10 protein-coding genes and 2 pseudogenes are annotated in these 12,704 nt (G+C 36.0%); 2 read left to right on the top strand and 10 right to left on the bottom strand.

From position 1 onward, the window contains the following. Positions 1 to 8: 8 nt before the first annotated feature. On the bottom strand, positions 9 to 2,570 hold the full coding sequence (gene clpB / locus AAGD90_RS04605) for an ATP-dependent chaperone ClpB (RefSeq protein ID WP_341821732.1): 2,562 nt from the start codon (positions 2,568 to 2,570) through the stop codon (positions 9 to 11). 169 nt (positions 2,571 to 2,739) lie between these two features. Between clpB and AAGD90_RS04610 the strand changes: the two genes are divergently transcribed. Continuing rightward, positions 2,740 to 2,862, top strand: coding sequence for a hypothetical protein (locus tag AAGD90_RS04610; RefSeq protein WP_341821733.1), 123 nt, complete (start codon positions 2,740 to 2,742; stop codon positions 2,860 to 2,862). Positions 2,863 to 3,643: 781 nt separating this feature from the next. Here the strand turns inward: AAGD90_RS04610 and AAGD90_RS04615 are convergent. From AAGD90_RS04615 to AAGD90_RS04640, 6 genes and pseudogenes are all read right to left on the bottom strand, one after another. Continuing rightward, positions 3,644 to 3,889 (bottom strand): annotated as a pseudogene (locus AAGD90_RS04615) (PD-(D/E)XK nuclease family transposase); the annotation flags it as partial. A gap of 62 nt (positions 3,890 to 3,951) precedes the next feature. Beyond that, entirely contained in the window at positions 3,952 to 5,781 is a 1,830-nt protein-coding gene (gene typA / locus AAGD90_RS04620; protein WP_010962447.1) for a translational GTPase TypA, read from the bottom strand. A 105-nt stretch (positions 5,782 to 5,886) separates the two neighbouring features. Continuing rightward, entirely contained in the window at positions 5,887 to 6,483 is a 597-nt protein-coding gene (pyrE, locus tag AAGD90_RS04625) for an orotate phosphoribosyltransferase (RefSeq protein ID WP_006279657.1), read from the bottom strand. A 3-nt stretch (positions 6,484 to 6,486) separates the two neighbouring features. Further along, a complete protein-coding gene (locus tag AAGD90_RS04630; RefSeq protein WP_010082165.1) occupies positions 6,487 to 7,671 on the bottom strand; it encodes a dicarboxylate/amino acid:cation symporter in 1,185 nt (394 codons plus the stop codon). A gap of 198 nt (positions 7,672 to 7,869) precedes the next feature. Next, positions 7,870 to 9,195 carry a dihydroorotase gene (locus AAGD90_RS04635; RefSeq protein WP_022626228.1) on the bottom strand — a complete coding sequence of 442 codons (1,326 nt, stop codon included), beginning with the start codon at positions 9,193 to 9,195 and terminating at the stop codon, positions 7,870 to 7,872. A gap of 122 nt (positions 9,196 to 9,317) precedes the next feature. Then, positions 9,318 to 9,851, bottom strand: a complete 534-nt coding sequence (locus AAGD90_RS04640) for a hypothetical protein (RefSeq protein ID WP_341821734.1) — start codon at positions 9,849 to 9,851, stop codon at positions 9,318 to 9,320. A 147-nt stretch (positions 9,852 to 9,998) separates the two neighbouring features. Between AAGD90_RS04640 and AAGD90_RS04645 the strand changes: the two are divergent. Continuing rightward, positions 9,999 to 10,831 (top strand): annotated as a pseudogene (locus tag AAGD90_RS04645) (IS5 family transposase). A gap of 55 nt (positions 10,832 to 10,886) precedes the next feature. Here AAGD90_RS04645 and AAGD90_RS04650 read toward each other — a convergent pair. The 3 genes from AAGD90_RS04650 to AAGD90_RS04660 all read right to left on the bottom strand — a co-directional run bounded on the left by AAGD90_RS04650 (position 10,887) and on the right by AAGD90_RS04660 (position 12,700). After that, positions 10,887 to 11,746, bottom strand: a protein-coding gene (locus AAGD90_RS04650) for an IS630 family transposase (protein WP_156518142.1) whose coding sequence is annotated in 2 segments (ribosomal slippage) — positions 10,887 to 11,422 and positions 11,422 to 11,746 — 861 coding nt in all. Because the reading frame shifts where the segments join, the coding sequence is not laid out codon by codon here. A 34-nt stretch (positions 11,747 to 11,780) separates the two neighbouring features. Beyond that, positions 11,781 to 12,431, bottom strand: a complete 651-nt coding sequence (locus tag AAGD90_RS04655; RefSeq protein ID WP_341821735.1) for a hypothetical protein — start codon at positions 12,429 to 12,431, stop codon at positions 11,781 to 11,783. An 80-nt stretch (positions 12,432 to 12,511) separates the two neighbouring features. After that, entirely contained in the window at positions 12,512 to 12,700 is a 189-nt protein-coding gene (locus AAGD90_RS04660) for a hypothetical protein (protein ID WP_022626229.1), read from the bottom strand. Between the last annotated feature and the right edge of the window lie 4 nt (positions 12,701 to 12,704).

Consider the following 12,704-nt stretch of genomic DNA (forward strand, 5'->3'; position numbering starts at 1 on the left):
CAGTGAACTTAAACCTTTTTAACTAAGATTTCATTATCAAGAGCGTACACTATTAGCTCATCATTTTCTACTACTTCCCCTGATAAAACTAATTTAGCTAAATTATTTTGAATACACTCTTGTATAACCCTTTTTAAGGGCCTTGCTCCATATTCAGGGTCATAGCCAGTTTGTGCTATTAGTTCTTTAGCTTCCTGCAACAAACTTATACTCAGTTTACGCTTAGCAAGTGTTTTTTGTAAATAAGAAAATTGAACATCTATAATTTTATAGATGTCATCTCTGGTTAAACTGTGGAATATAATAATTTCATCCAGCCTGTTTAAAAATTCTGGACGAAATGCTGATTTAACTATTTGCATCACTTCATTTCTTACAGAATCAACATTCCCTTTTAGCATTATCTCAGCGCCAAGGTTAGAAGTTAAAATCAGTATGGTGTTGCGAAAATCAATTAATTTACCATGACTATCAGTGAGTCTACCCTCATCCAAGATTTGCAGCAATAGATTAAATATATCTGGATTTGCTTTCTCGATTTCATCAAACAGAATAACCTGATATGGCCTTCTTCTTACCGCTTCAGTTAATCTGCCACCTTGTTCATAGCCAACATACCCTGGAGGCGCGCCAATTAGCTTTGAAACAGAATGTTTTTCCATATATTCTGACATATCAAAACGCAGAAGCGCTGATTGATCGTCAAACAGAAATTCAGCTAAGGCTTTCGCAAGTTCGGTTTTACCAACCCCGGTTGGGCCTAAGAATAAGAATGAACCAAAAGGTCGATTAGTATCTTGCACCCCAGAGCGGGAGCGCCTAACTGCATTACTTATCGCTTCTATTGCATCTTTCTGCCCTATTACTCTTCTTCCTATTTCATTCTCCATGTTAAGAAGTTTTTCCTTTTCACTGTGCATCATGTTATCAACTGGAATTCCTGTCCACTTTGAAACAATGTTTGCAATATCATCTCCAGTCACTTCTTTCTTTAAGAAACTACCAGTAACCTTTTCCTGATTTTTTAATTCATTCTCAAGCTGAGGGATCACACCATACATCAGCTCTCCTGCTTTTCCTAAATTTCCACTCCGCTGAGCCAATTCCAGCTCTTTTCTAGCGTTATCTAATTTTTCGGCTGTTTCTTGTATTCTAGCTATTTTATTCTTTTCCATCTGCCATTTGCTGTTCAAGTCAGCAAATTTGCTATTTAGGTTTTCAACCTTCTCATTTATCTTTTTTAAACGCTGTTTAGAATTTTCATCACTTTCTTTTTTTAAAGCCTCTGCTTCAATCTTTAGCTGTATAACCTTTCTCTCAAGTTCATCAATAACTTCAGGCTTGCTATCCATTTCAATTCTCACCCTACTTGCTGCTTCATCAATCAAATCAATTGCTTTATCAGGTAAAAACCTATCTGTTATATATCTATTGGACAACGTTGCAGCAGCAATTATTGCACCGTCTGTAATTCTTATACCATGATGCACCTCATATCTTTCCTTCAAACCCCTGAGTATTGAAATGGTATCAGTTTCAGTTGGTTGAGAAATAAACACAGGCTGGAAACGCCTTGCAAGCGCAGGATCTTTTTCTATATGCTGACGATATTCATCTAAAGTTGTGGCTCCTATACAGCGAATTTCTCCACGCGCAAGAGCAGGCTTCAGCAGATTCGAGGCATCCATTGCACCACTTGTTGCTCCTGCTCCAACTAAAGTATGAAGCTCATCTATAAACAAGATAACTTTTCCCTCCGCTTTCGAAAGCTCATTAATAACTGCTTTTAACCTTTCTTCAAATTCTCCTCTAAACTTTGTTCCAGCGATTAATGCACCAAGATCCAAAGCTAAGACCTTTGCATCATGCAAACCAAGTGGTACATCGTTTGCAACAATTCTATTTGCAAGCCCCTCAACTATTGCAGTTTTTCCAACACCAGGTTCACCGATCAGCACTGGATTATTTTTTGTCCGCCTCAGTGATACCTGCATAGTTCTTCTGATCTCTTCATCACGACCAATTACAGGATCAAGCTTTCCTTGCATAGCAAGCTCTGTAACATCTTTTGTATATTTCTTTGCCGCGTTTAATTTTTCCTCACTGTTTGGCGAGTCCGCACTGCTGCCCTTTCTCATTTCTGCAACAACTGAGTTCAGTTTTTGTGGAGTCACACCATTCTCTGCCAGAATTTTGCCTACAGTATCATCTTTTTGTGCAGTGAGGCCCTGCAGTAAACGCTCGACAGCAACAAATGAATCTTTATTTCTCTTTGCAATACCAATTGAATCTTCAAAAACTTTTGCTATTTCTCTTGAAAGTTGAAGGCCACCACTTCCTGGACCTTCAATTACTGGCAACTTTTTTATTGCGCTATCCACAGCATCAGAAATACTTTGCACACTTCCACCACAAGCGTTTATCAAATCCTGAACTAAACCTGATTCATCTTCAAGCATCACTTTTAGTAAATGCTCAGGCATAAAAATCTGATGCCCAGCTCCCAACGCTTTCATTTGAGCACTTTGAATTAGACTTTTTGCTTTTTCGGTAAATTTATTTAAGTCCATAACACCAGTTAAATTCGTATTTGCTGATGTATATAACAACTGATTTCATAAATTTAAACCTAAAGTTGTTTATTGTTAGGTATGAAATTTAAAACTTTCTTAAAAAAGGAACTATCATAGTAACCATACAAATATAGCTCTTTTTACAATAATCCGAACAGACCGTAATATGCTACTGGCCTGCTATAGCCATAAACACATATCTTATCGCATTCGGACTATTATAAGAAAGGCTATATCTTGTATCTCAAGACCTTTGGTTTTTGTTGCTGAAAATGGTTGTATTATTTAAGTTATTAACAATATACAATACTAAGTTAATGTAATTTATTTGGAGATGACAGGAAAATTTATTGTAACTTTATATTTTAAATAGAATAAAGTTCTTTTGTTAGTATTGTCCTTTTTGTAAAAAATATTCCTAATTTCTTCATCATTTCTGTGGGTAAGGTCATCTGCTTCTCTACCTCAAGTGGTTAACAAAGTTTCTTGTCACGAGGGACCAAATGGAAATCTGCTCGTTTTCACGCGAATTAATGTTACAAATTCTATACATTTCGTTACAAAATGGCATTCGCTTTCTCCATTATCCTTTACCTGCATTTTCATCAGCGTTCCTTGCGGTTTGCTTGCCATATAGGCGGAAATACAGGCTTACCCTGTTCCTTCTGTCATACAACAGTGGGTTAGGTGACTTCTCTATACCGGTGATTTGCGTACATCCAGAAATGAAAAATGTCACATTACCTTTTGGTCGGAGCTTATCAGCATCTTTAGCTCTTTAATCGTTACGATACTTATGAAGCTTCACTTACGTTCACCATACCACTAAGCCTAGCTCTCCAACCACATGATGCTTGTAGTTTATGCTCCTTTCACGATTGAGCATCTTCTTTTTCAAGAGGAGGTTCATTGTCCGCATCGCTTGGCACCAACCGGTTACCCGATTCGCACTGATGCATAGACTCAGATGGCAAAACATCTGGTTTAATAAGTTTTAGAACTCTTTTAGTTTCTTTCTGAAGGAATTCCTCTCCTTTTAAACAATATGACCGAAGACTTTCAGGTCGCACCATTTCAATAATTAGCTGGGTTCCAGCAGAATCAGTACAGAAAACATCAACAATACTTTGTTTTTTAGAGGCAATCTCAGCATCCATGATAGTGCTGAGAAATTCTATTTCTTCTATTTCATCTTTGCCAGCGAAGCCCAATATATCATTGAGAAAGTGAATGAGAATATCTTTATTTTTCTCAGTGCCAAATATTCTCTTGAACGCGAAATTGTTTTTTGGATCGAGAAATTTCGAAAAGGCCATAATTAAATACAATTAGGAGACGAATAATTATACACTATTTTTCGCAAATGTTCAACCTCTGATTACTCCTTATTCTTTGCCCTTCCTGCACGCTTACGTTCATTTGGATCAAGGAATTTCTTGCGTAAACGTATAGATTTTGGAGTTACTTCCACCAATTCATCATCATCTATATACGCTATCATATCCTCCAGTGTCATTATCTTTGGTGGAGTGAGCTTTATAGCTTCATCACTACCTGAAGCTCTTACGTTTGTTAATTGCTTACCCTTTAACACATTTATCTCCAAATCATTGTCACGGCTATGCTGGCCGACAACCATGCCACAATATACCTTATCCTGTGGCTTAATAAACATAATTCCCCTGTCTTGCAAATTGAAAATTGCATATGCCACAGCCTCACCCTTATCTGTAGAAATTAAAACTCCATTGCGCCTTCCAGAAATTGGACCTCTATGTGGAGCATAACTGTGAAATAAACGGTTAATTATGCCTGTGCCACGAGAATCAGTTAAAAACTCTCCTTGATAACCGATTAATCCTCTTGATGGCACTAAAAACGTTAATCTTGTCCTGCCATTACCAGAAGGTCTCATGTCAGTTACTTCACCTTTACGGAAGCTGAGTTTTTCCATGATGATTCCACTATATTCATCATCTACATCAATTACTACTTCCTCTATAGGTTCAAGTTTTTTACCGCCTTCTTCTTTAAATAACACGCGAGGGCGTGATACCGAAAGCTCAAAACCTTCTCTCCTCATATTTTCAATTAACACTCCAAGCTGTAACTCACCACGCCCACCTACTTCAAATGCTTCACCGCTTGGTGCTAAAGTCACAGTAATTGCAACATTTGTTTCTGCCTCCGCGTATAAGCGATCCTTTATAGCAGTTGAGGTAAGCTTTGTACCTTCTTGCCCAGCAAAAGGTGAATCATTAACACTCAGAGTAATCGCCATTGTCGGCGGATCAACTGGAGTTGAGCTTACTGCAGTTGTAACCTCTGGTGCTGCTATAGTGTCTGAAACTGAAGCTTCCTCAAGCCCTGCAATTGCAATTATGTCTCCTGCCACAGCTTGTTCTACTGGAATGCGTTTCAAGCCAGAAAATGAGAGCAACTTAGTTAATCTTCCTCGTTCAATTACTTTGCCATCGAGGTCAAGCACCTTAAGATCTGAATTGACTTTTGCAATGCCCTGATAAACCTTTCCTGTCAATATTCTGCCAAGAAACTTATCAGACTCAAGTAGAGTGACCAACATAGCAAAAGGTGCATTTTGATTATAAACAGAAGGTTTTATATAATCTATAACCGTTGAAAATAATGGGCTTAAATCTTTTCTTTCATCAGAAAGCTCCTTAGCACACCAGCCATTTCTACCTGAAGCATACAACACTGGAAAATCTAGCTGCTCGTTGGTTGCATCAAGGTTAAAAAATAACTCATATATTTCATTTAATACTTCATCAATTCTGCTATCTGGTCGGTCGACCTTATTGATTATCACAATTGGCTTCAAATTTGCTTTTAGTGCTTTTGAGAGCACAAATTTTGTTTGTGGCATGGGACCTTCTGCAGCGTCAACCAGCAGCAACACACCATCTGCCATGCACAATACCCTTTCCACTTCCCCACCAAAGTCCGCGTGCCCTGGCGTGTCAATAATATTGATCTTTTCATCGCCCCACATTATTGATGTACATTTTGCAAGTATTGTAATTCCGCGTTCACGCTCTTGATCACCACTATCCATCACTCGTTCTTGAACTTCTTGATTCTCGCGGAATGTGCCACTTTGTTTTAACATGTTATCAAGTAAAGTAGTTTTACCGTGGTCAACGTGTGCGATTATTGCTATATTTCGGATCGATTTAAATTCGTTCATTTTCTATCATTTCAAAATTAATTTAGTAATAAGTATACATAAAATACACTTGGAGTAAATAACTAAAGCTGTGTATAAATGCTGTGTTTCCAAGATATTATAGGATTACTTTGTTAAATATTCCCTACTCCCAGGTTTTGTTATGGGTAGTTGTTTTAATTCACTTGGAAGTTCTTCCTCGCTGTAGTTTTTGATGTTCAGTTCAATCAAAGATATGACAGGAAAAGGCAGTTTCGTTTCACTATTTCTCTTTATCAAAGAAGCTTCAGCAACAACTTTACCTCCTTCCCCTTCTGCACATTCCACTGCTTCAAGTGAAGATTTACCTGTGGTTATTACATCTTCAATGAGCAATATTTTCTCACCCTTTTTGATCTTAAATCCACGGCGTAATTCAAACTTACCATTAACGCGCTCGCAAAACATTGTCTTTATTCCAAGCTGCCTGCCAATCTCATAACCCACAATTATTCCACCAATTGCAGGAGATAATATTAAATCTATGGAGCTATTTAATTCTTTTTTTATTTTATCTGCTAATAATGCGCAAACTTTCATGGCTCTGCTTGGATTTTCAAAAATCTTCGCACACTGTATGTATGTGTCACTATGCAGCCCGGATGATAAAACAAAATGCCCATGCAAAATTGCTTCTGCTTCTTTAAATTCTTTTATTATTAGGTTATTTTCGTCTAATATCATTTTTTAAGTTTCACTATTACATTCTTTATTAATTATCTGAGTGATACAAACATCAGACCACACATTTATTGCAGTTTCAAACATATCGATGATTGTATAAATAGGCAAAATCAGTCCCATAATATGCAGAGGAACATTCATCGACATGAGATAACTGGTTGCCATAAAATAGCACCCCATCGGCACTCCAGCGTTACCAATTGCAGCCCCTGTAGCTAAAAAAATCCATATCAACATTTCGCTTAAGGAAAATACGTATCCGTTCATTTCTGCAACAAACATTACAGTGATTAGTATAAATGCAGCACATGCATTCATGTTAATTGTTGTGCATATTGGTAAAATAAAAGACGATAATTTCTTTGGCACCTTTAGCTTGTTCTGCACACATTCTATAGTTGTTGGCAATGTTGCACTGGATGATTTAGAAAAAAACGCAAGTGTGAGTGCTGGCATAACCCCTTTCAGCGTTTGAATTGGTGATATGCCTTTATACCACATAAATAGCGGTAAAATCAGAAATGCCTGCACAAAATTTGCAGACATTATGCAAACAAAATACCATAAAAGATTGTAGAACTCACTACCGCCTTTTAATTCATGCAAAAAACATGTAATAAAAGACCAAACAGCAAGCGGAATAAATTTTAATAACCCTTGAGCAATTTTAAGTAGCGTATCAAAAAGTGCAGAGAATACTTGATATAATATATCCTGCTTTTCTTTTGAAAGTGAAACAATAGCTCCACCCATCAAAAAAGCGATTAATATGCTACCAATCATATTATTTTCAAGAAAAACTTGCACAAAATTAGAAGGAATGAGTGATTTTAAATATGAAAAATAACTGTGGTTATTGCTGTTAATACTCCCTATTGTATTACTTATGAAATTTTTTCTTGCTGGATCTATTAACAAATAAAACGATAATGCAACAAACGCAGCTATAATAGTTGTAAGCAGAGTATAAAATAGTGTTTTCTTAACTAAGACTTTGATTTCAATTGAGTCTTTGAGCCCGGAAATTGTGGAAACTATGGATAAAAAAACCAGAGGTAAGCTTATTAATTTGAGCAAGCTGATAAAGATATCACTAAATAGCTTTGCTATTTCAAATATGATTTCATTGTTTAGGTAGTAAGCAACTATTGCAAGCAGTATAGAAAAAAGTATTGCAAACTTGTGCATTGAAAATAAAACTTCAAAGTAACATTATACAATAATTTTGCTGTTTTGGAATCAGATTGATAGACAAAATAACTTTACAGATTAGGGAAAGATAAGAGGATGTGTTTATTCGGAGACAGTGTAAGATTTCTTAATTTAAATTTAGGTGCACTTAGCCCATTCTGGTGATAACAAATTGGAATAGATAAGATATGATAACTAACTCTTCTGCGAGTATATAGTTTTGCCGGACACAACAGTACGTACTACGTGTCCTTTTACTTTGCGACCATCGAAAGGAGAATTCTTTGATTTACTAGCAAAGTTGTCAGTTTTAATTTCCCATTCATGATTGAGGTCAACTAAAATTAAGTCTGCAGCAAGGTTTTTTTGTATACGACCACGTGGTATGTGTATTATATCTGCAGGCTTATATGTCAATTTTGCAAGCACATCAAGTAGACCCATTTGCCCACTGTGATAGAGTTCAAGTGAAAGGGGCAGCATTGTTTCAAGACCAACAATACCAAATGCAGCATTTTCAAGTGGTAGATCTTTAGAACTACGATCATGCGGAGCGTGATCAGTTGCAATGCAATCAATCACACCTGTCTTTAAACCTTCAACCATAGCTAAACGATCTTCTTCAGTGCGAAGCGGCGGATTCATTTTTGCAATTGCTCCATGTTGTTTTACTATATCTTCAGTCAAAGTGAAGTGATGAGGGGTTACTTCGCACGTAACATTTAATCCCAAATCTTTTGCACGTTTAATAGCATCAAGTGAATCTTTTGAAGAGACATGTAGAATATGGTAGTGCACATTTTCCATATCCTTCATTAGCAGTATATCACGATTTACCATAACCGATTCTGACGCACTCAAGATCCCCTTTACTCCCAATTCTTCAGAAATTTTACCTTCGTTGATTGCGCCACCAGCAGATAAATTTAAATCTTCTGCATGTTGAGCAATAGGAACATTCAGCATACTTGAATAAAGCAGCGCCTGTCTCATAATCATTGGGTTCATAACTGGCATGCCATCATCGGTGAACCCAACCGCACCTGCTTCCTTTAAAAGTGCCATTTCAGTCAGGTGTTCTTCCGAAGTGGTGATTTTAGCGTAAAATTCAACGTTTACATGTGAAGTTTCAAGTGCTCTATATTTCAAATATTTAGCCAAAATAACGCTATCAATTGCTGGAACAGTGTTTGGCTGACAAACTACAGTTGTAACTCCCCCCGCAGCTGCAGATTTGCTGCCTGTATATATAGTTTCTTTATGTTCCTGGCCTGGTTCACGAAAATGTACGTGAATGTCAATAAGGCCTGGCATTAGAACAAGCCCTTTACAGTCTATTGTTTCATCAACTCCACTTGTTGAAAATAATGATTCACCAAAGTCAACAATTTTATCCCCTTCAGTCAATAATGAACCTTTTATATCAAGTTTAGTTTCCGGGTCGATAATACGAGCATTAGTATACGCAATTTTATAGCCTTCCTTTTGCCCTGTTTGCAACAAATCCCAAGTTTGAGTCATTATATTTGAGTATCGATTATAAAATAAATCTAAAGTTTTTTTAATAAAACACAACCAAATTAAAACACAGACTAAGAGCTGTCTTGAATTAAAGTGCTTTCATTATCCTAAAGATTTGGTTCTTATAACCTAGTTAGCTCAGTTTTAACGTTAATGTGTGAAGCTCTGAGTTCTGTTGAAGGATTTTCCAGCTGAATATCTAGCTCATTCTGTATGTTCGATAAACAAATTAAAGCTGAATCAAAAATTTCATCACACTGCTTTGCTTCATGTATATCATCAATTATTTCCTCGAATTCTTCCACATCATCCATTTCTTGCGGCGCACTTTTTAATATCGCTTTTATTTGGTTTAAGTTTTGACGAATTTTCTCCTGATATCCAACAATTCTCTCTTGATATATATCAATCATTTTTTGACATGCGTTGCCTCTAAATGGATGTTCTTTTTTCTCTTTTATGTAAGAATTTTGAAAGTCTTTACAGTTAAGGATTGCTTCTCTATGTTTTTTTATGTCATTAATTGCGCTGATTATCGACTTATCTATTTTCTTTAAATTTTCTTCCCGTTCTTCTCTTTTAATTATACTTTTGGATTCATTTTTTATCTGGTTCATTTTGTCATACAGGTTTCTGCATCCTTTGTAAGATGCCATTGGTTGTAACATTCCTTCTTTTACACCTTTATTGTAAAAATTCTTCAACTCATCACTTGATAGTATTGTTATAGCATCTTCCCTTTTAGAGGTTGTCCGGAAACAAGTAAAAGGCTATAATATCTGAAATTTTAGTACGGGGTAAAGATGAGAAAAAAGTATCCAACAGATCTAAGCGAAAGGGAATGGGCAAGAATAGAAAAACACTTCAGAGTATCATACAAGAAAGGAGGAAGGCCGCAAAAGTATAGCAAAAAAGAAATATTAGAAGCAATTTTCTATGTATTGCGTACAGGGTGTCAATGGCGGTATTTACCAAATGATTTTCCGCTATGGAAGACTGTGTATGAGCAGTTCAGGCAATGGAAGAAGCAGGGAATTTTTGAGAAAATGAATTATGAAATTACAAAATATAGTAGAAGAAAAATAGGAAGGAATGAGCAGCCGAGTGCCTGTATAGTAGATAGTCAATCTGTAAAGACTACAGAAAAGGGGGGATCAAAGGCTATGATGGAAGTAAAAAAGTAAAGGGTAGAAAAAGGCATATAATTACAGACACTCAGGGTTTTATACTAGGTTGTTACGTAGGCGCTGCTAACGAAAATGATAGAGATGGTATTAAAATAGCATTAAACAATATGAGAACAAAATATACTAAAGTTAAAAAAATGTGGGCTGACATGGGATACCAAGGAAGAAATTTAAAGAATCACATAAAGGAAGAATATGACATAGATATTGAAATTGTTAAAAGGCCTCCATGTAGATTTTGGGTGCACAAAGATACGCCACCTGAGCTACTACCAACAAGAGAACAAGGGTTTAAAGTACAGCCAAGAAGATGGGTTGTAGAAAGGACTTTTGCTTGGGTTAATAGGAATAGAAGGCTATCGAAGGAGTATGATTTACTCACAACATCCACTGAGAATTTCATATACCTAGCTATGAGTAGGGTTATGTTAAAGAGGGAATATGCTTGAATTTACTAGTTTCCCGACAACCTCTTATAGCATTTCTCATAATAGTCCGAATAGGTCATAGGAAGGCAGAATCAACAGCACGACGAAAGGATTCGAATAGAGGAATGTTTTTCCTGGCTCTGTTTTTTATAGCAAACCAATGATGCTCAATTTTGTTAAAATCTGGAGAATAAGGCGGCAGATACAAAATTTCTGCACCGACTCCTTTAGCGAGCTTGATAAGCTTATCAGACTTATGAAAAGTAGCATTATCAAGAATGACAGTTTGTCCAGGTTCTAAGATCGGTGCCAAAAATTGCTCAAACCATCCATTAAAAATATCCATATTACAGTGGCCTTCAAATGTTAATGGAGCAACTATCTTTCTTCTACTTAAGGCTGCAACCATGCTGATTCGTTGAGTTTTTTTTCCAGATTTTAGGGCATAAAATCGCTGTCCTTTCTGGCAATACCCATATGGATAGTCCTCCGTGTTATCAATCCCAGACTCATCTATATACACTAAGTTTTCTGGTTCTTTTGTTGCTATAATTTTTAAGAATTCAGCACGTTTTTCTTCGTTCCTTTCCTTGTATCCATATGTCTTTTTTTGCGCGTAAATCCAATTTTTCTGAGAGCTCGGTGGATCGTTTGGATACTAACGTTGCCCCAAAGTTTAGCCATTTCCGACAGAGTTTTTCTACCGTGTTTTTTAGCAAATTCGATAAACTTATTCCAGTCGATAATTTTCTGATTGTAACCTCCATTACCGAGTTTTTTTGACTGAAAGTCGCCTGTTTCTTTTTTTCTTTGCTGCCACTCCCACAAAGTAGTTCGTCCAATTTTAAATCTTGCTGCCACTGCTTCTCTGCTTTCCCCTTCGTCTAGTGCTTCCATTGCTTTTTTTCTTAAATCATAACTATATGCTGCCGGCATCCAACCTCCTTATCGCCATCTATCCTTAATCTTATCATATCCGGACTTCTGTGGAAAGAGCTATACCTTGTGATTTAGGATACTTTTTATTCAATAAACTAACATGATTTAACAAGAAATCTCTAACTAGCCCTTCTTTTTTTACTTCGGATAATCTTTCTAGTGTTTCTATATATTTCAGAGTTTCCGCAAAGAGCTGTCCACCAGAGGGAGCAAATCCTTGAAGTGATTTACTCTGTGCTTTACAAAAATCGGTTTGTAAAAAATCTTCAGCTTGTTTTTTTATTACTGAAAGTTCATTAAAGGCTTTTTCTGGATTGATTTTTCTCAAAATACTAATAGCTTTTCTAATCGCTTTTTCTCTCTTTTTATTATCTTGCTTTTCATTTAATATGAGATGTTCAGTTTTGGTAAAAGCATTACCTTGATCACTCTTTGCAATGTTACAAACGATGTTTTTTACAACTTCTTCGGTTGCTGCATAATCTATTTCTTTTGCAAAGCAGTCAACAAATGATTGCCAAACTTTTTTATTAACAAGTTTACTTGTCTTATTTTCAAAATCTTCTATATCTTTGAATCCTAAAATAGTATAGAGATTTTTTTCGATTATTGGTTCGGCATGTTGTTTTGCCACTTTACCTTTTATATTGAATGGAAATTTACTAATCTTAGTTGTACCCACAATGTTACCTCAATATTAACGCTATCTATAAAAGTATAAAGATTTAATATTTAATTTTTAATTAATACTAGCACAGCTAACTACGGGAGCATTATGCTAGCATCAATTAACACTTTAACTTCTAACTTGTCATCAGTAATATTGTTTATATAAAAACTATAATTTTTTATGCCTGAACTTGGGAATATATTGCTATTGCTAGCCTGCTTATTGTCTTTGACATATTTGTTTTTACCGCTTAGTTCTTGTCGGTTTATTACCACTGCCATATTT

It is taken from the genome of Wolbachia endosymbiont (group A) of Ischnus inquisitorius (genome assembly GCF_964026985.1).
Lineage (GTDB): Bacteria > Pseudomonadota > Alphaproteobacteria > Rickettsiales > Anaplasmataceae > Wolbachia > Wolbachia pipientis.